Origin of the sequence: Gemmobacter lutimaris, assembly GCF_003570715.1 — a bacterium.
Classification (GTDB): domain Bacteria; phylum Pseudomonadota; class Alphaproteobacteria; order Rhodobacterales; family Rhodobacteraceae; genus Gemmobacter; species Gemmobacter lutimaris.
Genome location: NZ_QXXQ01000004.1, coordinates 138628 through 160272, shown reverse-complemented (window position 1 = coordinate 160272; position 21645 = coordinate 138628). Strand labels below are relative to the sequence as shown.

At 65.9% G+C, this 21645-nt stretch carries 20 protein-coding genes, 1 tRNA gene and 1 riboswitch; of the genes, 5 read left to right on the top strand and 16 right to left on the bottom strand.

Annotated elements, in window-relative coordinates; translation table 11 throughout:
• Positions 1–51: 51 nt before the first annotated feature.
• Together cobT and cobS are read right to left on the bottom strand one after the other, a co-directional pair.
• The gene (gene cobT / locus D2N39_RS09180; protein ID WP_119134683.1) at positions 52–1923 is read right to left on the bottom strand and encodes a cobaltochelatase subunit CobT; all 1872 of its coding nucleotides are present in this window, start codon (positions 1921–1923) and stop codon (positions 52–54) included.
• A 200-nt stretch (positions 1924–2123) separates the two neighbouring features.
• The gene (gene cobS, locus D2N39_RS09175) at positions 2124–3110 is read right to left on the bottom strand and encodes a cobaltochelatase subunit CobS (protein WP_119134682.1); all 987 of its coding nucleotides are present in this window, start codon (positions 3108–3110) and stop codon (positions 2124–2126) included.
• Positions 3111–3328: 218 nt separating this feature from the next.
• Here cobS and msrB point away from each other — a divergent pair, with 218 nt between their 5' ends.
• The 3 genes from msrB to D2N39_RS09160 all read left to right on the top strand — a co-directional run bounded on the left by msrB (position 3329) and on the right by D2N39_RS09160 (position 6365).
• Entirely contained in the window at positions 3329–3787 is a 459-nt protein-coding gene (msrB, locus tag D2N39_RS09170) for a peptide-methionine (R)-S-oxide reductase MsrB (protein ID WP_119134485.1), read from the top strand.
• A gap of 89 nt (positions 3788–3876) precedes the next feature.
• Positions 3877–4680 (top strand): class I SAM-dependent methyltransferase, encoded by an 804-nt coding sequence (locus tag D2N39_RS09165; protein WP_119134484.1) that lies wholly within the window; start codon positions 3877–3879, stop codon positions 4678–4680.
• Positions 4677–6365 (top strand): glycosyltransferase family 4 protein, encoded by a 1689-nt coding sequence (locus tag D2N39_RS09160; protein ID WP_158589796.1) that lies wholly within the window; start codon positions 4677–4679, stop codon positions 6363–6365. Before D2N39_RS09165 ends, D2N39_RS09160 begins: the two co-directional genes overlap by 4 nt.
• Here the strand turns inward: D2N39_RS09160 and D2N39_RS09155 are convergent.
• Complete coding sequence (locus D2N39_RS09155; RefSeq protein WP_054303183.1) at positions 6350–6979, bottom strand: J domain-containing protein; 630 nt, start codon at positions 6977–6979, stop codon at positions 6350–6352. The genes D2N39_RS09160 and D2N39_RS09155 overlap by 16 nt on opposite strands.
• An 87-nt stretch (positions 6980–7066) precedes the next feature.
• Here D2N39_RS09155 and D2N39_RS09150 point away from each other — a divergent pair, with 87 nt between their 5' ends.
• Positions 7067–7318 carry a BolA family protein gene (locus D2N39_RS09150; protein WP_119134482.1) on the top strand — a complete coding sequence of 84 codons (252 nt, stop codon included), beginning with the start codon at positions 7067–7069 and terminating at the stop codon, positions 7316–7318.
• A gap of 3 nt (positions 7319–7321) precedes the next feature.
• Here D2N39_RS09150 and D2N39_RS09145 read toward each other — a convergent pair whose 3' ends face one another.
• Positions 7322–7741: a SufE family protein gene (locus tag D2N39_RS09145; RefSeq protein ID WP_119134481.1), complete on the bottom strand. Its 420-nt coding sequence runs from the start codon at positions 7739–7741 to the stop codon at positions 7322–7324.
• 168 nt (positions 7742–7909) lie between these two features.
• On the opposite strand from D2N39_RS09145, the gene D2N39_RS09140 reads away from it, so the two are divergent.
• Positions 7910–8368, top strand: a complete 459-nt coding sequence (locus tag D2N39_RS09140) for a hypothetical protein (RefSeq protein ID WP_119134480.1) — start codon at positions 7910–7912, stop codon at positions 8366–8368.
• A gap of 59 nt (positions 8369–8427) precedes the next feature.
• Here the strand turns inward: D2N39_RS09140 and D2N39_RS09135 are convergent, their stop codons facing one another.
• From D2N39_RS09135 to D2N39_RS09080, 12 genes are all read right to left on the bottom strand, one after another.
• Positions 8428–8910, bottom strand: coding sequence for a gluconokinase (locus D2N39_RS09135; protein WP_119134479.1), 483 nt, complete (start codon positions 8908–8910; stop codon positions 8428–8430).
• Positions 8910–10070, bottom strand: a complete 1161-nt coding sequence (gene rnd / locus D2N39_RS09130) for a ribonuclease D (RefSeq protein WP_119134478.1) — start codon at positions 10068–10070, stop codon at positions 8910–8912. Before rnd ends, D2N39_RS09135 begins: the two co-directional genes overlap by 1 nt.
• A gap of 129 nt (positions 10071–10199) precedes the next feature.
• On the bottom strand, positions 10200–11312 hold the full coding sequence (locus D2N39_RS09125; RefSeq protein WP_119134681.1) for an NADH:flavin oxidoreductase: 1113 nt from the start codon (positions 11310–11312) through the stop codon (positions 10200–10202).
• A gap of 147 nt (positions 11313–11459) precedes the next feature.
• Positions 11460–11535: transfer RNA gene (locus D2N39_RS09120), tRNA-Ala, on the bottom strand.
• A gap of 112 nt (positions 11536–11647) precedes the next feature.
• Complete coding sequence (locus tag D2N39_RS09115; RefSeq protein WP_119134477.1) at positions 11648–13783, bottom strand: calcium-binding protein; 2136 nt, start codon at positions 13781–13783, stop codon at positions 11648–11650.
• 91 nt (positions 13784–13874) lie between these two features.
• Complete coding sequence (gene trxC, locus D2N39_RS09110) at positions 13875–14312, bottom strand: thioredoxin TrxC (RefSeq protein WP_199725225.1); 438 nt, start codon at positions 14310–14312, stop codon at positions 13875–13877.
• Positions 14313–14377: 65 nt separating this feature from the next.
• Positions 14378–14689 carry an AzlD domain-containing protein gene (locus D2N39_RS09105; protein ID WP_119134475.1) on the bottom strand — a complete coding sequence of 104 codons (312 nt, stop codon included), beginning with the start codon at positions 14687–14689 and terminating at the stop codon, positions 14378–14380.
• On the bottom strand, positions 14686–15441 hold the full coding sequence (locus D2N39_RS09100; protein WP_233557100.1) for an AzlC family ABC transporter permease: 756 nt from the start codon (positions 15439–15441) through the stop codon (positions 14686–14688). The genes D2N39_RS09105 and D2N39_RS09100 overlap by 4 nt, the downstream gene beginning before the upstream one ends.
• 67 nt (positions 15442–15508) lie before the next feature.
• Positions 15509–18346: an aminomethyl-transferring glycine dehydrogenase gene (gcvP, locus tag D2N39_RS09095; RefSeq protein ID WP_119134474.1), complete on the bottom strand. Its 2838-nt coding sequence runs from the start codon at positions 18344–18346 to the stop codon at positions 15509–15511.
• Positions 18347–18455: 109 nt separating this feature from the next.
• Positions 18456–18815 carry a glycine cleavage system protein GcvH gene (gene gcvH, locus D2N39_RS09090; RefSeq protein WP_119134473.1) on the bottom strand — a complete coding sequence of 120 codons (360 nt, stop codon included), beginning with the start codon at positions 18813–18815 and terminating at the stop codon, positions 18456–18458.
• Positions 18816–18830: 15 nt separating this feature from the next.
• On the bottom strand, positions 18831–19949 hold the full coding sequence (gene gcvT / locus D2N39_RS09085) for a glycine cleavage system aminomethyltransferase GcvT (RefSeq protein WP_119134472.1): 1119 nt from the start codon (positions 19947–19949) through the stop codon (positions 18831–18833).
• Positions 19950–20113: 164 nt separating this feature from the next.
• Positions 20114–20215: riboswitch (glycine riboswitch) on the bottom strand.
• Between the two features lie 8 nt (positions 20216–20223).
• Entirely contained in the window at positions 20224–21615 is a 1392-nt protein-coding gene (locus D2N39_RS09080) for an MATE family efflux transporter (RefSeq protein ID WP_119134679.1), read from the bottom strand.
• Between the last annotated feature and the right edge of the window lie 30 nt (positions 21616–21645).

Here is a 21645-nt window from a genome sequence, read left to right as displayed (position 1 = left end):
GTGAATGCGCCCGGCACGGGCGCAGAGGGGGCGAGCCCCCTCGCCGCCCCGTCAGCCGACCTTGCGCATCCCCAGAACGCGCGCCCGCTTGCGCGGGTCGGTGTCGAACAGCCCGGCCAGTTGCTCGGTCATCGCGCCGGCAAGCTGTTCCACATCGGTAATCGTGACCGCCCGCTGGTAATAGCGCGTCACGTCATGGCCGATGCCGATGGCGATCAGCTCCACCTGTTTGCGCTTTTCCACCATCGAAATCACGTCGCGCAGATGCTTTTCAAGGAAGCTCGCGGGATTCACCGACAGGGTGGAATCATCCACCGGCGCGCCGTCCGAGATCACCATGAGGATTTTGCGCGCTTCGGGCCGCGAGGCCATGCGGCGATGCGCCCATTCCAGCGCCTCACCGTCGATGTTTTCCTTCAACAGCCCCTCTTTCATCATCAGTCCCAGATTGGGCCGCGCCCGACGCCAGGGCGCATCGGCAGATTTATAGATGATATGACGCAGGTCGTTCAGACGGCCCGGCTGTTGCGGACGCCCCGCCGCCAGCCATTTCTCGCGGCTCTGCCCGCCCTTCCACGCCCGCGTGGTGAAGCCGAGGATTTCGACCTTCACGCCACAGCGTTCCAGCGTGCGGGCCAGCACGTCGGCACAGATCGCGGCAATCGAGATCGGCCGCCCGCGCATGGAGCCGGAATTGTCCAGAAGCAGCGTCACGCAGGTATCGCGGAACTCTGTATCCTTCTCCTGCTTGAACGACAGCGGCGTCGTCGGGTTGGCAACCACCCGAGCCAGACGGCCTGCGTCCAGCGTGCCTTCCTCCAGATCGAACAGCCACGAGCGGTTCTGCTGCGCCTGAAGCCGGCGTTGAAGCTTGTTGGCCAGTCGGCTGACCGCACCTTTCAGCGGTTCAAGCTGCTGGTCCAGATAGGCACGCAGGCGTTCCAGCTCTGCCGCCTCGGCCAGATCCTCGGCGCGGATTTCCTCGTCAAATTCCGTGGTATAGACGGTGTAATTCGGGTCGGCATCGGAATAGGGCGCCGGCGGCGGCGGTTCCTGCGGCGCCTCGCCCTCGGGCAGTTCGGCTTCTTCCGACTGCTCCATATCCGCATTGTCATCCATCGAGACCTGGGCCTGGCTCTGGTCCTGGCTGTCTTCCTGGCTGCGCTCGGGTTCGGCCTCGGCCTCCTCCTCCTGACTGTCCTCGCCGGTGCTCTCGGCGTTGTCCTCGTCCTCCTGCGCCTCGTCCTGCGCCTCGTCATCCATGTCATCGGCGTCCGGGTCGTCGCCCAACTGGTCGCCATAACCAAGATCCGAGATCACCTGCCGCGCCAGACGCGCGAAGGCTGACTGATCCGCCAACGCGGCGTCGAGGTCATCCAGCGCCCCGCCCGCCTGCTGTTCGATGAAACCGCGCCAGAGGTTCATCACATTCGCCGCGGCGGCGGGCAGCGGCTGGCCGGTTGCCAGATGCCGCACCAGATAGCCCGCCGCGACAGACAGCGGCGCGTCGGCGGCCTGTGTGATCTGGCCATAACCCTTGCGCTCGGCCTCGTGGCCAAGCTTGTGGGCAATGTTTACCGCCGTGCCGGGCATGGCGCGCGCCCCCAGCGCCTCGGCCCGCGCGGTTTCCATCGCCTCATAGATCTCGCGCGCGATGCCGCCGGGGGGGGCGTATTTCGCGGCCACCCCTTCATCATGGTGACGCCGCCGCAGCGCCAGCGCATCGGCGGTGCCGCGCGCCATCATCACCTCGTCGCGGGTCATGCGGCGGCTGACCTGCGGCAGGCGCATGCCATCCTTGGTCATGCCCGAAGGATCGACGGAATAGCTGACCGTCATCTCCGGATCGTCGGCCATGGTTTTGGTGGCCTCGGCCAGAGCCTTCTTGAACGGATCGGCGGGGTTGTCAGCGGGTTTGGTCATGTCGCGCGCGCGCTCCGGGTCGGATGTTGCCCCCAAAGCCGGGGGGCTGTCTGCCCCCCGCGCTTCCCTTCGGGAAGCTCCCCCCGAGGATATTTCCGGACAGAAAATCGGTGAGCCACCGCCTCATTTTCTGTCCGGAAATATCCTCAGGGGGGTGAGGCCGCAGGCCGAGGGGGGCGCGAGCGCCCCCCTGCGACGGTTCACTTCATCGCCATCGAGGCGGCACTTTCCGGCAGTTCCTCGCCGAAGCAGCGCTGGTAGAATTCGGCGACGGTCTGGCGCTCCAGCTCGTCACATTTGTTCAGGAAGGACAGCCGGAAGGCATAGCCGACATTGCGGAAGATCTCGGCGTTCTGCGCCCAGTTGAGCACGGTGCGCGGCGACATGACGGTGGACAGATCGCCATTCATGAAGGCGGTGCGCGTCAGATCAGCCACGGTGACCATCTGGCTGATGGTCTTGCGGCCTTTCTCGGTGTTGTAATGCGCATTCTTGGCCAGCACGATCGCCGCCTCTGCATCGTGGCTGAGGTAGTTCAGCGTGGCCACAAGGCTCCAGCGGTCCATCTGCGCCTGGTTGATCTGCTGCACACCATGGTAAAGCCCGGTCGTATCGCCCAGACCCACGGTATTCGCAGTGGCGAACAGGCGGAAGGACGGGTGCGGTGTGATGATCTCGTTCTGGTCGAGCAGCGTCAGCTTGCCGTCATGTTCCAGAACGCGCTGGATGACGAACATCACATCCGCCCGGCCCGCGTCATATTCGTCGAAGACGATGGCAACGGGGTTGCGCAGCGCCCAGGGCAGGATACCCTCGTGGAACTCGGTCACCTGCTTGCCGTCGCGCAGCTTGATCGCATCCTTGCCGATCAGGTCGATGCGGGAGATATGGCTGTCGAGGTTCACGCGCACGCACGGCCAGTTCAGCCGCGCCGCCACCTGTTCGATATGGGTCGATTTCCCGGTGCCGTGATAGCCCTGGATCATCACGCGGCGATTGTAGGCAAAGCCCGCGAGGATCGCCAGCGTCGTATCGGGATCGAACTTGTAGGTCGGGTCGATCTCGGGCACGCGGTCGGTGCGCTCGGCAAAGCCCTTGACCTTCATGTCGGTGTCGATCCCGAAGACATCCCGCACAGAGATTTCTTCGGTGGGTTTCGCAACTTGATCCAGCATTCCGTCCGCCATCGCATCGGGCACCCCGAGGGCCGGGGTGCGGGTTCGTATCCGTGGTTTTGTGGAACATATCGCCCCCCGCTGCAAGGGCAAGGCTTGTCCCCGACACAATCGGCCGCATCCGCGCCCTGAATGGGCGGCGATTTTGGCCGCGCGCGTCGCATTTGCGTGAACTGTGAAACATCTGACCCGACCTGTGCGTATGGTAAAGCAGGAACACGGAGGACATCATGCAACGCAGAACCCTTCTTGCCAGCGCGCTGGCACTGATCGCCGCGCGTCCGGCCCTTGCCGGGGACAGCTTTCCCTTCACGCTTTCCGATGCGGAATGGCGCGCGCGCCTTTCGCCGCTGGCCTATGACGTGCTGCGGCACGAGGCGACGGAGCGCGCCTTCACCTCGCCGCTGAATGACGAGAAGCGCCGGGGCACCTTCCATTGTGCGGGCTGCGATCAGGCGCTTTATGCGTCCAGGACGAAGTTTGACAGTGGCACCGGCTGGCCTTCGTTCACCGCCGCCCTGCCCGGTGCGGTGGGCAACCGCGAGGATCGCAGCTTCTTCATGCGGCGGGTCGAGGAACATTGTGCCAATTGCGGCGGGCATCTGGGCCATGTGTTCGATGACGGCCCGCCCCCCACCGGGAAACGGCACTGCATCAATGGGGCAGCACTGGTATTCCGCGCAGCCTGAGGCCAAGAAAGCACTGGTCCGATGGCCGGGCGACGGCTAGACTCGCGCGGAAGGCGGCCGAAGTCCGTCCCCATGGCGAGGGTCCGAGCATGTCCCCCCCGACCGACGAGCTGGCTGTCCGCGTGGCGGCCGAGGTGCGGCGGCTGGCCGGTCCGGGCGCGGGTGACCGCGACCTGGCCCAGGCGCTGCGACTGCTGGCCAAATGGCGCGCGGCATGGCTGGAGCGCGCACTGCTCCGCCGTCTGCCGAAACAGATTCCCGCCGGGCCCTTCGCCGGAATGGCCTATGGTGTGCGCGCCTCGGAAGGGGCACGACTGGCGCGGCTTCTGGGGGTTTACGAATCCTCTCTGGCCCCGGTGATCGAGGCCATGGTGGCCCGGCGCTACAGCGTCGTTGTCGATATTGGCGCGGCCGAAGGCTATTATGCCGTAGGCCTCGCGCTGCGGATGCCCGGCGCCCGCATCCTTGCCCATGATGGCGACCCGCGCGCCCGCGCGCTTTGTGCCGAACTGGCCGCCACCAATGGCGTGGCCGACCGGGTGAGGATCGGCGGGGTGCTGACCCATGCCGATTTCGCCGCGCTGCCACCCGGCGATTGCGCCATCCTCTGCGACATCGAGGGGGCCGAGGCGGAATTGCTGGACCCGGAGGCCGCCCCCGCGCTGCTGGGCGCCGACCTTCTGGTCGAGGTGCACGAAGGCATGAAACCCGGCACGCTGGACTTGCTGCGCCGCCGGTTCGAGGCGACGCATGACATTCGCCAGATCGGGCGGCAGCTTGCGGATGATGCCCTGCCGGACTGGGCGGAACGGCTGTCGGACATGGACCGTCTGCTGCTGTTGTGGGAATGGCGGGCCTCGCCGACACCCTGGCTCTGGATGACACGCAAATGACCGGCCACGCGACAAATGCCGCGATCTATTTTGCCGCCGATGGCTACGATCCCGGCGCAAAGGGCATCAATGGCCGCCGCGTCGCCGGGGAAAGCTTCATCCGGGGGTTCTTTCGCCATGCAGAGGTGCCTGCGCTGCTGTCTTTCGCCCAGAAGCGCGCGGATCAGGACCTGTTTGCCCGGTTCGCAGGTCAGGAACGCCCCGGCCATACCGTGCAGCACCTGCCGCTGCGCAGCCCGCAGCGGCTGGCCGAGCCCGGAACGCTGTTCTTTCCCAGTCCGAATTTCGCCCATGAATGCTGGCGCCGCGCGCCGCATGGCCCGGCAAGCTGGTCGGTCTGCGGTATCACACATACCATTTCCACCAAGGGCGTAATGCAGGGCTTCTTCGACCTGCGCATGGCACCGCAGATGGAATGGGATGCCATCATCTGCACCTCACGCGCGGTGCAATCCGCTGTGCTGACACAGATGGAAATGATCGACGAACACGCCAGAGCGCGGTTCATGGCCAATCCGCCGCCGCGTCCGCAACTGCCGGTCATCCCGCTTGGCATCGACTGCACCGCCTTCGCCCCTGATCCGGCCGCCGGGGCAGGTCTGCGTGCGCGACTGGGGGCAGACAAGGGCGATGTGGTCTTTACCTGCATCGCGCGCCTGACCCCTTACGAGAAATTCGATCCCCTGCCCTTCTATATCGCACTGGCCGAGGCGCAGCGTCGCCTTGGCGCCCGGCAGAAGCTGCATCTGGCGCTCTGCGGCATTTTCCGCGATGCCTATTCCCGCAAGGTATTCGAGGACGGCGCCGCCCGGCTTATGCCCGATGTGGGCTTTCTGGTGCTGGACGGCGCCGATCCTGCGGAACGACGCGCCGCGCTTTCGGGGGCCGATGTCTTTGCCTTTCCGATCGACAACATTCAGGAAACCTTCGGCCTTGCCCCGATCGAGGCCATGGCGGCGGGCCTGCCCGTGCTGGTCTCGGACTGGGACGGAATGCGCGACACCGTTACGCCCGATGTGGGGCTGCGGGTGCCGACCCGCACGCTCGGCCCCGGCCATGCGATTTCCGAGGCGCTGCGCCATTTCGGCGGGGCCGACACCTACCCGCAATATTGTGCGCTGGCTTCGCAGATGACCGCCATCGACATGCGCGCCTTGGTCGAGGCGATCCTTGCGCTTGCGGGCAACCCGGCGCTGCGGCGCAAGATGGGGACGGCCGGAAAGGCCCGAGCGGCAGGACTTTATGACTGGCGGGTGATCGTGCCGCAGATGCAGGCGCTGTGGGGGGAACTGGCCGCGCGCCGCCGCGCCGCCGTGGCGCTTGCCCCACCCCCGGCCGGAAGGTTGCCGGTCGCACCATCGCCCTTCGTCTATTTCGCCGAATACCCCACCGCCGCAGGCAGCTTTGCCGGGGTGCGCTTTGCCAGTGCCGCGCCACAGCCACCGCTGCCGGTGGCCGAGGTTCTGGCCCTGCGCAACTATGCCGGCTTGGGTCGCTCGACCGAACGTCCCGAAGCTTTCGCCACCATGGCCGAAGCTATCGCCGCCGCCGGCTCTGCCGGGATCAGCCGCGATGAGCTGGCCAGCGCCCACAAATACAACCCGCTGACGGTGGACCGCCTGCTGATCTGGCTGCTGAAATACGGCTATATCCGCCGCCTGCCCCCCGCTCAGTCCCGGAAATAGCGGCTTTCGCGGATCTGCTCCCACGCCCAGACAACCTCTTGCAGCCGCGATTCGTCATCGCGGTTGCCACCATTCATGTCGGGGTGAAGATCCTTCACGAGGCTCTTGTATTGCTTGCGGATTTCCGTGCGCGTCCAGGTGTCGCGCGCATCAAGGATCTCCAGCGCCTTGCGTTCGGTCGAGGGCAGCTTGCGGGTCACGGCAGACTGCACCTTGCCGGGGTTCTGCGTGCCTTTCTCGCCCAGGATCGCCATGGGGTCATTGACCCCCAGCCGCGCCCAGGCCCGGCCATCGTCCTTCTGGCTGAACGGCTTCGTCTCGCGTTCCCACACACGGGCCTTGTCGAGGAACTTCTGGAATTCCTCGTCCGAGGTGCCGTTGAAGAAGTTCCACTTCAGATTGTATTCCCGAACGTGGTCCTTGCAGAACCAGAAGAACTCGTCCAGCAGATCCGGCGATTTTGGCGCGCGATAAAGACCCGCCTCCTGACAGCCCGGATATTCGCAGTTCTTCTGCGAGGTTTCGAACGCCCCCGACATGCCCCGGCGGCCCGTCTTGCGGCGCTTCTTGTCCGAGGAAACACGGATGTCGAATTCGAACGGGGGTTTCTGCATCTTGCGGCCTTTCCGACACTGCCTTTCCGACTCGGAGGCGAGAGTTTAGATGTTTACGCGCCGGATTGAAGGGGGAGCGCGCTGAAAATGTCTGTCCATGACGAAATCAAAGAAAGACTGACGGTGGCCTTTGCGCCGGAAGTTCTGGAAATTCAAGACGATAGTGAAAAACATCGCGGTCATGGCGGCTGGCGCGAAGGCGGTGAGACGCATTTCAACGTGACAATCCGCGCGCCTGCGCTTGCCAGCCTCGGTCGCGTGGAACGGCACCGTGCCGTGCATCGCGCGCTTGGCGATCTGACCACACGCATTCACGCGCTGGCGCTGGACATCGGCTGAGGCTCAGGCGCTGGCGGCGGTTTTGCGGATGCGATCCACCATCGCCCGAACGCCATTCGACCGCTGCGCCGACAGATGTTCGTTCAGGCCCAGCCGGGCAAGTTCGGCGGGTGCATCGACGTGGCCAACCTCGGCTGCCGTCAGCCCGGAGTAAAGCGCATGAAGCACCGCGATCAGACCGCGCACGATCATCGCATCCGACGTGCCCTGAAAATCGAACCGCGCGCCCGGTCCCTGCCCCTCGACCATCGGGCGCAGCCAGACCTGGCTGGCGCAGCCCTCCACCTTGAAGGCAGGCACCTGAAAGGCCGCGTCCAGATCGGGGAAAGCCTTGCCCAGTTCGATCACATGGCGATAGCGGTCTTCCCAGTCGTCAAGGAATTCGAAGGTTTCCACGATCTCTTCAAAGGCGGGGGTGGCCATGCTGCGCTCCTTACCGTATCGGGCCACAGCTAGGCCGAAGCGCGCCAAAGGTCCAGAGGAGTGCTTTTCAAAAGCCCGCGCTTGGGTTAGCCAAGGGTCAGGCTGGCCGCGTTACTGGGCGCGTTACCGGGCACGATCAGGCGCCGCACAGGCGCGAAAGGGGATGGGATGAGAAAACCGCTGCTTGCCGCGCTGGCGCTGGTGATGTTCGTTTCCGCCTGCGGGGCGGTGCGCGAGTCGCGCCTCAACCCGTTCAACTGGTTCAAGCGCAGCGAAACCGTGGCGGTAGCTGAGGTGACCCCCGGTGCAGTGCAAGACCCCCGCCCGCTGGCCCAGCAGATCACCGCACTGAAGGTGGAACCGGCCTCCGGCGGCGCCATCCTGCGCGTCACCGCCCTGCCGCCAACACAGGGCTGGTGGGATGCAGAACTGGTGAAGCGCAGCCCTGACGAGAACGGCGCCCGCATCTATGACTTCCGCATGTCACCTCCCAAGGGCCAGGCCGGGGTCAACACGCCCCGCTCGCGTGAGATCACGGCAGCGGTTTTCCTGACCACCCGGCAATTGCAGGAAATCACCTCGATCACGGTGCAGGCCGCCACCAACGGCATGACAAGCCGCCGCTGACATCCGCACCGCGGCAGCCGCTTTGACGGGGGCTCGATGCCCCCGGCGATGCGCCCTTGTTACAGGTTCAGCCCGTCCCGCGCCTTGGCCACCATCTGCCCGATGGGCCGGAAGGCCCGCAGGATCAGCGCATGCTCCTCCACCCCCGGCGGTTCCAGTGCGGCAAGCTGGCTTGCCAGCAGCGCGGGCGGCATGAAATGCCCCTGCCGCGCATGCAGATGCTCTGTGATTTCCGCCTCTGGCGCGGTCAGATAAATCAGTCGAAGATCGGGCGCAAAATCGCGCAGCCGGTCACGATAGGCGCGGCGCAGGGCCGAACAGGCCAACACCCCGCCCTGTGCCAGCGCCGCACCGCAGGCATCAAGCCAAGGCCAGCGGTCGGCATCCGTCAGGGCCTCGCCCCGCGTCATTTTCGCAATATTCGCAGGCGGATGCAGATCATCGGCATCGCGGAACGCCAGCCCCGTCGCCCCGGCCAGCGCTGCACCCAAGCGGCTCTTGCCGCAGCCCGAGACGCCCATGACAACGATGCGCGGGGCCATCAGCCCAGCTTCACCACCCGAACCTCATTGCCGCGCGCGGTCAGCGCGATCTCGCCCTTGCAGAGCCGCAGCGCATCCTCGCCGAAAGCTTCCATCCGCCAGCCCTTCAGCGCCGGCAGATCACGTTCGCCCGCCGCAATGGCATCCAGATCGGCGGCCGAGGCGATCAGCTTCGCCGCCACTGACAGGCTTTCCGATTTGGCCTTCAGCAGCACGCGCAGCAGATCGGCCAGCGCCGGATTGACCTGCAACTGTTCCCGCGCAAGGTCGGGTTTCGGCATATCCTCGGGCTTCATCTCCAGCCCGGCCTTCACGGCCGCGATGATCCCGTCGGCGATATCGCCCCGCCGCCCTTCGCGCAGCAGCAGGCGCGAGCGGCCCAGCTCCTCATGCGTCTGCGGCCGGGTCGAGGCCAGTTCCAGCAGGGCGTCGTCCTTCATCACCCGCGACCGTGGTACGTTGTTCGTTTGTGCATAGCTTTCGCGGAACTCGGCCAGCGCCTTGACCAGCGCCAGAAACCGCCCCGAGGTGGTGCGCGTCTTGACGCGCTGCCACGCCTCGGCCGGGCGGATCGTATAGGTCTCGGGGTCAGTGAGCAGGTTGAGCTCTTCCGCCACCCAGCGTTCGCGCCCCGATTTGGCGATCTGCCGCGCGAGGCTTTCATAGACCACCCGCAGATGCGTCACATCGGCCAGCGCATATTCCTTCTGCGCCGCGCTCAGCGGGCGGCGCGACCAGTCGGTGAAGCGCGAGGTCTTGTCGAGGCTGGCCTTGGCGATCTTCTTCACCAGCGTCTCGTAGCCCACCTGTTCGCCATAGCCACAAACCATGGCCGCGACCTGTGTGTCGAACAGCGGCACCGGGAAGACCCCGCCTTCCACGAAGAAGATTTCCAGATCCTGTCGGGCGGCGTGGAACACCTTGACCGTCGCCTCGTGGCGGAACAGGTCATAAAGCGGTTCCAGCGACATGCCCTCGCCTTCGATCGGATCGACCAGCACCGCCTCGCCTTCGGCGCCCGGCAGGGCCATCTGGATCAGGCAGAGTTTCGACCAATAGGTGCGTTCGCGCAGGAACTCGGTGTCGATGGTCACATAGGGCTGCGCCTTGGCTGCCGCACAGAATTCGGCAAGCGCCTCGGTCGTCGTGATGGTGCGCATGGGCGTCTTTCGTCTGGCTTACGGGGGTGTCCCGCTTTTCCGCTATAGGCGCCCAACGCGGCGATGTGAACCTTTTTCAACGTAAAAACACGGGAAAGCCGCCGGTTGCGGCTTTCCCGTCGCGTCGGATCAGACCAGTTCGGCCAGATCGCGGGCGTCAAAGCCGCGCAGCGCATCGGTCTCGCCTGCCTGCACATGGCGAACCCAGTCCGGGTCGGAAATCAGCGCGCGGCCCACGGCAATCAGGTCGAACTCGTCGCGCGCCATGCGGTCAAGCAACTGGCCCAGCGGTGCGGCCCCGGCGCCCTCGCCCCGGAAGGCCGCAAGGAACTCGGCCCCGCCAAGCCCCACCGACCCCACGCTGATCGTCGGTGCGCCCGTCAATTTCTTGGCCCAGCCCGCGAAATTCAACCCGGCCTCGCCGTCGATTTCCGGGAATTCCGCATCCCAGAACCGGCGCTGCGAGCAATGCAGAACGTCAGCCCCGGCCTCGACCAGCGGGCCAAGCCAGGCTTCCATTTCCTGTGGCGAGGCGGCGAGTTTCACACCGTAATCCTGCTGTTTCCACTGGCTGACGCGCAGCAGCACCGGAAAATCCGGCCCGACGGCAGCACGGACAGCCTTCAGGATTTCCACGGCAAAGCGGCTGCGTTCCGGCAGGGTTGCCCCGCCCCAGCGGTCGTCGCGCAGGTTGGTGCCTTGCCAGAAGAACTGGTCGATCAGATAGCCATGCGCGCCATGCACCTCGACCAGATCCATGCCGATCCGCTTGGCATCTGCGGCGGCGCGGGCAAAGGCCGCGATGGTATCGGCGATGTCTTCTTCGGTCATCGCGCGGCCACGCGGCTTGTCCGGCGCCAGCAGGCCAGAAGGGCTCTCGACCTCCGCCTCGGGCTTCCACGGGCCGCCCTTGGTCGAGCCAGTATGCCAGATCTGTGGCCCGATCTTTGCGCCCGCGCCATGCACCGCCTCGGCCACGCCGCGCCAGCCCTCCAGCGCCATGTCACCGTGGAAGAACGGGATGTTCGGCAGATTACGCGAGGCCGGGCGGTCGATCACCGTGCCCTCGCTGAGGATCAGCCCCACGCCCCCTTCGGCCCGGCGGCGGTAATATTCGGCATTGGCCGCGCCCGGCACGCCTTCGGGGGCCATGTCGCGCGTCATCGGCGCCATGACGATGCGGTTTTTCAGCTCCAGCCCCTTCAGCTGGAAAGGACGGAACAGCGGCTCGGTCGCGGTCATCTCGCGCACTCCATATCGTTGGACAGTCGATGTATGCGCGCGCGCAGCACTTTCAAGCCGCAGCGCAGCATGACGTGACTGCGCGCAGATGCACAGATCCGAAGGCGATCATAGCGCCGGTTCTTGCAGTATTTTGCGGGGAAGGTCTGGTGGAGCAGAGGGGGATCGAACCCCTGACCTCGTCATTGCGAACGACGCGCTCTCCCAACTGAGCTACTGCCCCTCGACCTGCGGGCTATCTCGCCCATGGCGCGGGGAATGTCAAGCGGGACAGGCGCCATTTTTCACGGCTTTGCCGGGGCCGCGTCAAAGCGGCGCGGCCCCGCGCGAGGATCTCAGCCGAACAGGAAATCGGCGCTGCCGATCTTGCCGGCAGCCACATCCTCCAGCAGGATCGTGGTGCCGCTGTCCAATGTGATACGCGTGTCGGCACCGTCGTTCACCGCCTCGATGGTCACATCCGCCATGCTGCCGCCCGACAGGACAATGCGGTCCACCCTGTCGGTGAAATCGCGGATCACATCGTCGCCCTCATCCGCCAACCGGTCATAGACGAAGCGGTCCGCACCGCCGCCGCCCGTCAGATCATCATTGCCCAGCCCGCCGGAAATCGTATCGCGGCCACTGGCGGTCTGGATGATGTCATTGCCGCCCGACATGTCGTAGAAGGCGAACTTCTCGATGCCGGTAAAGTTGACATCATTGCCGCCCATGCCGTCGAACCGGCCGCTCCAGCCGCCGCCATCGGTCGCGGTCAGACCGCGCAGCCAGACATCGTTGCTGGCAATGGCATAGGTCAGGATAAGCGTATCCACCCCGGCCCCACCGTTCACCTGATCGGTGCCGCCCGCATACAAGGAGACCACATCACTCCCCCGGCCAGTGTCGATGACGTCGCTCATCGCGCCGGTCTCATGGCCGGTCACGCGGTCATTGGCGCGGCCGGTTTGCAGGTTCATCCCCTCGAACTGCTCGACCTTGCCCGAGGCGAGGTAGGTGGACGCCTTGTTCAGGTCGATACGGATGGCCTTGCCGGCGCTGTGCAGATCGGCAGTCCAGAAATCGAGCCCCCCGCCACCATTGGCCTGATCATTGCCGCGCCCGACATCGACCCGGTCATCTCCACCACCGGCCAGAACCGTGTCATTGCCCTTACCGAAGACCAGAATGTCATCGCCGCCCACGCGGTCTTCAAACCGGAACCGCTCGATCCCTGTGAAGTTCAGGTCGTTGCCGCCTTCACCGTTCAGACGTCCACTGTAGCCATCTGCCCCGGCGGTCAGCCCCTCCAGCCAGACGCCGCTACCGAATTCCTCCACCGTGTAGCGCAGCAGATCGGTGCCCGTGCCGCCGTGAGCCCAGTCAGACCCGCCGTCCCAGAAGGTCATCGTGTCATTGCCCGCGCCCGCAGTGACGATGTCACTCATATTGGCGACCCGGTGAACGGTCAGCGCATCGCGCCCCGCCCCGGTTTCGACATCCATGCCCTCGATCCCCTTGACCCAGCCGGTGCCAACAGTCTTTGACGGGCCGTTGAGGTTGACTTTCACCGCAGACGTGGCATCGCCCAACCGCCCCTGCCAGTAATCGAACTTGCCCGCACCACCGTCGATCCGGTCCTGCCCGGCACCGCCCATCAGCGTATCATTGCCCGCACGGCCCAGCAGCGTGTCATTGCCGTCGCCGGTATGGATGCTGTCATTGCCCCCCGTCCGGTCGTCGAAATAGAAGCGCTCGATCCCGGTGAAGATCAGGTCGTTGCCCCCCATGCCGTTGAAGGTGCCACTGTAGCCGCCACCTTCGTCGGCCGACAGGTTGTTCAGCCAGACGTCATTCGTGGGCTGGTCATAGATCACCTCCAGAACATCGCTGCCGCCGCCGCCATCGACACGGTCCGTGGCCCCCATGTAGATGCGGATCCGGTCGTTGCCTGCGCCGGAAGACACCACGTCATAGCCATACCCGCCGGCATGGTTGGTGATGCGGTCATTGCCCTTGCCGGTCGTCAGGTCCAGCACCTCGACATCGCGCGCCTCTGCTCCGTCGGCAAAGCGCGAGATCCCGTTCAGGTTCACCGTCACATTGCCGGTAAACCAGCTGACATTGGCCTGCCAGCGGTCAATGCCCTCGCCGCCATCGACGGTGTCGCGCCCGCCGCTGCCGTAAAGGCTGTCATCCCCCGCCCCGCCGATCAGGCTGTCATCGCCGTCGCCCGTGGCGATGGAATCATTGCCGCCTGCCCGGTCGATGAAGGTGAAATGACCGAAGCCCGAGAAATAGGCGTCATTGCCCCCCATCCCGTCGAACTTGCCGTCATAGCCGGTTTCCGGGTGTTCGGCCCCTGTCCCCGCCGGGGTCAGGCCGTTCAGCCAGACATCATTGGTCTGGGCATCATAGATGTAGGTCAACCGGTCATTCACGCCACCAGTTACCAGCTCCGCCGCCCTGTTGGTAATCGTCACATCCGCCATGGTCCCCTCCTCTTTCAGGTCTTGGCGTGATTATACCGCGCCCAAGCCCGCCCCACCTTGCCCTGCATCAAACACAGAGCGGTCCGACACCTCAGCCGCGCAGGTTCTGCCGCACGAAATCGGCGATTTGCGCCGCAGGGCGTGCTCCCGCCAGCCGCGCCACTTCGCGCCCGCGATGGTAAAGCACCAGCGCCGGAATGCCCTGAATGCGCGCGCGCCCGGCAATATCGGGATGATCCTCGGTGTTCAGCTTGGCCAGACGCACCTCGGGGGCCAGCGCCTTCGCCGCCTTGGCGAATTCGGGCGCCATCGCCCGGCAGGGGCCGCACCATGGCGCCCAGTAATCCACCAGCAGCGGCAGGTCATCGCCCCGCACCGCCTTGTCATGGCTCAGCCGGTCCAGTTCATGCACGCGGCCATCGTCCAGCGGCTCTCCGCAACTGCCGCATTTCGGCGCGGCCAACAGACGGTCGCGGGGCACCCGGTTCATCTGCCCGCAGGTAGCACAGGCCAGTTTCACGGCTTCCATCGGAGCCTCCATTCATATTCCCGTTGCGGAATATATTGGCGGTACCCCGAACACCCGCAAGGGGCCTAGATCGCGAAAACCACGCCATAGACCAGCGCCCCACCCAAGGTCGCCAGCACAACCGACCGACACCAGAACCACAGGCCGATTACTGCCGCCGTTCCCGCCCAGAATGGCGCCTGCACCCCGCCCGCCAGAAGCGGCAGAACCGACACGGCAAACAGGGCCGCAATCGCCGCCGGGCCGGTCGCGGCCAGCATCCGCCCCGGCCAGCCACCCGCAGACAGCGCCGACAGGTTCAGCCGGAACGGCAGGTAACGAAACGCCCATGTCGCCGCACCCACGATCACCACAAGCGCCAGAACCTCAGCCCTCATGCCCGCCCCCGCGACAGCCCGGCCAGAGCCCCGGCCACCATCCCGGAAAGAATCCCCGAGGTCGCAGAATGCAGCAGCGTCACCCCGACGGTGACCACCGCCGCCACCGCGATGACCGGCAATTGCGCCCGGCTCAGGATCGACAGCAGAAGCGCCAGAAACAGCGCGGGCAACATGAAGCCCAGCGCCGCCTCGACGGCCGGATAGGCCGCCAGCGCCCCGCCTCCCGCCGCCGCCCCCGCAGCGGTGCCCGAAACCCAGGCCACATAGGCCGCCAGCCCCAGCCCGAACATGAAAGGCTCAGAAAACCGCCGTCCGCGCGACAGCGCGCCCAACGCAGTGCCGAACACCTCATCCGTCAGCCCGAAAGCCCAGACCCAGGCGCGCCGCGTCTGCTGCCGCGTGCCCGCCGCCGCCATAAGGGCGGGTCCATAGGCCAGATGCCGCAACCCCATGGCCACCAGCGTGAACACCGAAACCAGCAAGGGCGCCCCGCCCGAAACCAGCGCCACCGCCAGAAACTGCGCCGCGCCGGAATACATGATCACCGAAAAGGCCATCACCTCGGCAAAGCCAAGCCCCGCCCGCGTTCCGGCCACGCCAAAGGAAAAGGCAATGGGAAAGTAGCCCAGCACAATCGGCAGTGCCGCCATCAGCCCCGCCGCGAACCCGCTTTCCCCCTGCCGCATCATCCCCCCAAGGCTCACCCGGATGCAGCTAAAGGTCAGCCGCCCCCGCGTCCAGCCCTGCATTTGCTTCTTGCCCAAATACTCAAAAAACACCGGCCGCCCCGCGCAAAGGCGGGGCGACCGGGCGCCTTCATTCCGCCGCCATGTAGCTTTCAACCGGCGGGCAGATGCAGATCAGGTTGCGGTCGCCATAGACGTTGTCCACCCGCCCGACCGGCGGCCAGTATTTGTCCACCCGGAAGGCACCGGGCGGGAAGCAGCCCTGTTCGCGCGGATATTTCCGTTCCCAGTCGGCGACCAGATCTTCCACCGTATGCGGCGCATGGCGCAGCGGGCTGTCCTCGGCGGAAATCTCGCCCGCCTCCACCGCCTTGATCTCCGCGCGGATCGCCAGCAGCGCGGTGATGAAGCGGTCGATCTCTGCCTTGGTCTCGCTCTCCGTCGGCTCCACCATCAGCGTGCCCGCGACCGGCCAGCTCATCGTCGGCGCGTGGAAACCGTTGTCAATCAGACGCTTGGCGATGTCATCCACCGTCACGCCTGCTTCCGCGAAGGGCCGGGTGTCGAGGATGCATTCATGCGCCACCCGGCCACGATTGCCCATGAACAGCACCTCATAGGCACCCTTCAGCCGGGCTGCGATGTAATTCGCGTTCAGGATCGCCACGCGCGTCGCCTGCGTCAGCCCGGCGCCACCCATCATCAGGCAATAGGCCCATGAAATCAGCAGGATGCTTGCCGAGCCATAGGGCGCCGCCGAAACCGGCCCCTCGGCACCACCAACCTCCGGGTGCCCCGGCAGGTGAGGCGCCAGATGCGCTTTCACCCCGATCGGCCCCATGCCCGGCCCGCCGCCGCCATGCGGGATGGCGAAGGTCTTGTGCAGGTTGAGGTGGCTGACATCGCCGCCCACCTCGCCGGGCTTCACCAGCCCGACCATGGCATTCATGTTGGCGCCGTCGATATAGACCTGCCCGCCATGCTCATGCGTGATCTTGCAGATCTCGCGCACGGTTTCCTCGAACACGCCATGGGTAGAGGGATAGGTAATCATGCAGGCCGCCAGACGGTCGCCCGCCTCCGCCGCGCGAGCGCGGAAATCCTCGACATCCACATCGCCATTGGCCGAGGATTTCACCACCACCACTTTCATCCCCGCCATCTGCGCCGAGGCCGGGTTGGTGCCATGGGCCGAAACCGGGATCAGGCAGACATCACGATGCCCCTCGCCCCGCGCGCGGTGATAGGCCTGAATGGTCAGAAGCCCGGCATATTCGCCCTGCGCGCCGCTGTTGGGCTGCATCGAGAAAGCGTCATAGCCGGTGATCTCGCACAGCTTTTCCGACAGGTCGGAAATCGCCTCGTGATAGCCCGCCGCCTGATCCGCCGGCACGAAGGGGTGCAGGCTGGAAAACTCGGGCCAGGTGATCGGCATCATCTCGGCCGCCGCGTTCAGCTTCATGGTGCACGACCCCAGTGGGATCATCGCCCGATCCAGCGCGAGGTCACGGTCCGACAGGCGCCGCATGTAGCGCATCATCTCGGATTCCGCGCGGTTCATGTGGAAGACGGGATGTGTCAGCACCTCGGACCGACGCAGCATCGCTTCGGGGAAGCCGAGGTCGGCGCTGACCGGCGGCGCGGTATGGATACCGAAGGCACGCAGCACGCGGGCCAGAACATCCTCGTTGGTGGTCTCGTCCAGGCTGATGCCAACGTGATCGTGGCCCACCTTGCGGAAGTTCAGCCCCTCCAGCCGCGCGGCGGCCAGAATACCGGCCTGCCCCACGCCCACATTGACCGTGATCGTGTCGAAGAAGTGCTTCTGCGGCAGAACCGCCCCCGCCTCGCGCAGGGCGCTGGCCAGCCGCACGGTATAGGAATGCACCCGCTCCGCAATGGCGCGCAGGCCCACCGGCCCGTGGAACACCGCATACATGCTGGCCATCACCGCAAGCAGCGCCTGCGCCGTGCAGACGTTCGACGTCGCCTTTTCACGCCGGATATGCTGTTCGCGGGTCTGGAGGCTCAGGCGATAGGCCTTGTTGCCGCGCGCGTCGATGGAAACACCGACGATCCGCCCCGGCATCGCGCGTTTCATGTCATCCTTGCAGGACATGAAGGCGGCATGCGGCCCGCCATAGCCCATCGGCACGCCGAAGCGTTGCGCGGACCCCACGGCAATATCTGCCCCCATCTCGCCCGGCGCCTTCAGCATCATCAGCGCCAGCAGGTCGGTCGCCACCACGGCCACGGCCTTCGCGCCATGCAGACGGTCGATCCAGGGTTCCAGATCGCGGACATTGCCCCAGGTGCCGGGATACTGGAAGATCGCGCCGAACACCTTTTCCGGCTCAAGGAATTCAGGGTCCGCCACGATGACCTCAATCCCGAGCGGTAGCGCACGGGTGCGGATCACCTCGATGGTCTGCGGGTGGCAATGCGTATCGACGAAGAAGGCGCGGGCCTTGGATTTCGCCACACGCTCGGCCATGGCCATCGCCTCGGCCGCTGCCGTCGCCTCGTCCAGAAGGCTTGCGTTCGCCACAGGCAGCCCGGTCAGATCGGCCACCATGGTCTGATAATTCAAGAGCGCCTCAAGCCGGCCTTGCGCGATTTCCGGCTGATAGGGAGTATAGGCCGTATACCACGCCGGGTTTTCCAGAATGTTGCGCTGGATCGCGGGCGGGGTCACGGTGCCGTAATAGCCTTGCCCGATCAGGCTGGTCATCACCCGGTTCTTCGCCGCCACATCGCGCAATTTGGCCAGAAGCTCATGCTCGGACAGCGGCGCCCAGCCCAGGGGCGTTTCCTGCCGGATCGAGGCGGGAATGGTTTCGTCGATCAGCGCCTCCAGCGTGGGCACGCCCACGGCCTTCAGCATCTCCGTCATCTCGGCCGGAGACGGGCCGATATGGCGGCGGTTGGCAAAGTCATAGGGGTCGTAGTCGGTCGGTGTGAAGGTCATGTCACATCCCGCGACGGACCAAACCGCCGCGCTCCCATTTTCTGTCCGAAAATAACGTGGTGGCAGCAGGGGCAACGCCCCCGCCCTTTCCGTCCTCAGCCAACCGGCCTCAGCCGATCAGTTCCTTGTATTCGTCCTCGTCCATGAAATCGTCGAGCACGCTCAGGTCATCGAGCTTCATCTTGAAGAACCACGCCTCGCCCAGCGGGTCTTCGTTCACCAGACCGGGATTGTCGGCGAGTTTCTCGTTCACGGCGACGATCTCGCCCTCGACCGGGGCGAGGATGTCCGAGGCTGCCTTGACGCTTTCGATCACGCAGACCTCATCCCCGGCGCCGACTTGCGTTTCCGGCTCGGGCAGTTCGACGAAAACCACATCGCCCAGCGCCTCGGCCGCGTGTTCGGTGATGCCGACCACCACAAGATCGCCCTCGACGCGCAGCCACTCGTGTTCCTTGGTATATTTCATTGCCTTAGCCCTGTTTCAGCGTTTGTAGGTGGTAGGTTGGAACGGCATGTCGGCCACCGTCACCGGCTGGCGCTTGCCGCGCAATTCGCCCGCGAGGGCGGTTCCGGTGGCGGCATGATCCGCCGCAACATAGCCCATGGCGACCGGCGCCTCGACCGACGGGCCGAACCCGCCCGAGGTGATGCGGCCCACGGCGGTCTCGCCCGCGTAAAGCTCGACGCCCTCGCGCATCGGGGCGCGGCCCTCGGGGCGCAGACCGACGCGGCGGCGCGCGGGGCCTTCGGCCAGTTCACGCAGGATGCGCGCGGAACCGGGGAAACCGCCTTCGCGCGCACCACCCGCGCGGCGGGCCTTCTGGATCGCCCAGGTCAGCCCGGCCTCGACCGGCGAGGTCGTCTCGTCAATGTCATGGCCATAGAGGCAAAGCCCGGCTTCCAAGCGCAGACTGTCGCGCGCGCCCAGACCGATGGGCGCGACCTCCGCCATCGCCAGCAGCGCGCGGGCCAGCCCCTCGGCACCGCCATCGGGCACCGAGATTTCATAGCCATCCTCGCCAGTATAACCCGAGCGGCTGATCCACAACTCGCCAAACACCGTCGGCACCTGCGCCACATCCATGAAGCGCATCGCAGCCACCTGCGGCACCAGTCGCGCCAGCGCGGCCTCGGCCGCCGGGCCTTGCAGCGCCAGCAACGCGCGGTCTGTTACCGGCAGAACCTCGGTCGTCCCGGAAAGATGCGCCTGCATATGGGCAATGTCGGCGGCCTTGCAGGCCGCGTTAACCACGACGAACAGATGATCGCCGCGATTGGCGAACATCAGGTCGTCCAGAATGCCGCCCGCATCATTGGTGAACAGGCCATAGCGCTGCCGCCCCTCGGCCAGCCCGGCCACATCGACCGGCATCAGCCGTTCGAAATCCAGCGCCGTCGCCTCGTAGCTACCCTTCGGCCGCAGGATCACCTGCCCCATATGGCTGACATCGAACAGCCCCGCCGCCGCGCGGGTGTGAAGATGTTCCTTCAGCACCCCCATCGGGTATTGCACGGGCATCGAATAGCCCGCGAAGGGCACCATCTTGCCGCCCAGTTCCTCATGCAGGTCATTGAGACCCAGCCGCAAAAGGTCGCTCACGCGCGCCTCCTCTTCCGCCGGTCATCGCATAGGTCCGGCACCTGTCGACAGGCCAACCCCTGTCGTGCGGTGCCCCCTCTGTCCCTGCCCCGGCCATTTGGCACGCGGCGCCTGAGATCGTTATCCCTTCGGCGGGCGCGTCACGCGCCACTCTCCAGAGTCTTATGCCAGGACGGTCCTGTCGCCTGAGAGTTTACCGGGGCGGTTGCTCCTTCGGCACCGGCTCCGGGGTTTGCGCCCCCGCCGGATTCTCCCGATCCTGACAGGTTTACTGCTAGCCCAGCCGCCCGGTCTGAGGCAAGGGAAATTTCGTATCCGACGGTATGCCAATCGTTTCCGACATCGCGCGGGCCCGGCGGTCGATGACGCGCAGCGCGAGCCAGACCGACAGCATGCCAAAGACGATGCCCCCCGCCGCCTGCCCGACCAGCACGCCTTGCGGGCCATAGGGCTGCGCCAGCCACAGCGCGAAGGGCACGGTGCCCAGCGTGTGCCGCCCCCAGTTGACCAGCGTCGCCTGAAAAGCGGCACCCAGATTGTTGCAGGCGGCATTGGCGACGAAGATCAGCCCGTTGAAGAAGAACAGCAGGCTCAGCGGGCCGCAGAACAGATAGACCAGATCGCGGGTCAGCCCCTCGGCATGGAACAGCGCAGCGATGGGCGCACGCAGCAGGAACAGCAGCGCCGACATACCGGCGATAACGAGGCCGGTGAACAGGATCGCGTCAAGGAAGGCGCGGCGCACACGGTCCATCCGCCCGGCGCCAAGGTTCTGGCCGATGATCGGGCCGATGGCGCCCGAAAGCGCGAAGATCATGCCAAAGGCCACCGGCGTCAGCCGCCCTGCGATGGCCATGCCCGCCACAGCCGCCTCGCCATAGCCCGCCACCAGCCGCGTCACCAGCGCCTGCCCTACCGGGGTTGCCAGTTGCGTCAGGATCGCCGGGCCGGAAATGGCCGACAGCGGCGCCACTGCCTCGCGCAGGCTGCGCGGCGTGACCGGGCTGAAGCCGCCATGGCGCCGCCAGATCGGCCACAGCGCCATGACCACCATCGCCAGCCGCGATCCCCATCCAGCTATGGCCGCGCCGGTCAGCCCCAGATCGGCCCAGAGGATCAGCACCGGGTCCAGCGCGGCCAGCACGACCGCCCCCCAGACCGTGACCATCATCGAGGCCCGCGCCTCGCCATGCGCGCGGAGGATCGCGGCGCCGATCATGCCGATCATCAGAAGCGGCTGGCCCGGCGTCACCAGTTGCAGAAACCACAGCGTCAGTTCCGCCGTGCGGCCCGTCGCGCCCAGCAGGCTCACGATCTGCGGCAGCAGAACCCAGACCAGCGCCGAGAAGACCACACCGAACAGCGCCCCCAGCAGCAGGCCCTGCGTCGCCCGGTCGCGTGCCAGTGCCGGGTCGCGCGCGCCCACCGCCCGCGCGGTCAGTGCCGAGACCCCGACCGACAGGCCGATGCCAAAGGCGGTGGTGAAGAACAGCACGGCCCCGCCATAACCGATGGCCGCCGTCGCCTCGGGGTCGCGCAACCATGAGATGTAGACCATGTTGATGAGATCGACGACGAAGATCGCCATCAGGCCGACGGAAGAGGTCAGCGCCATCACCGCCACATGGGCAAACAGATTGCCCTCTACAAACCGCGCCTGCGCCATCATCCTGTCCCTGTCCGCTCGCGGCGACAG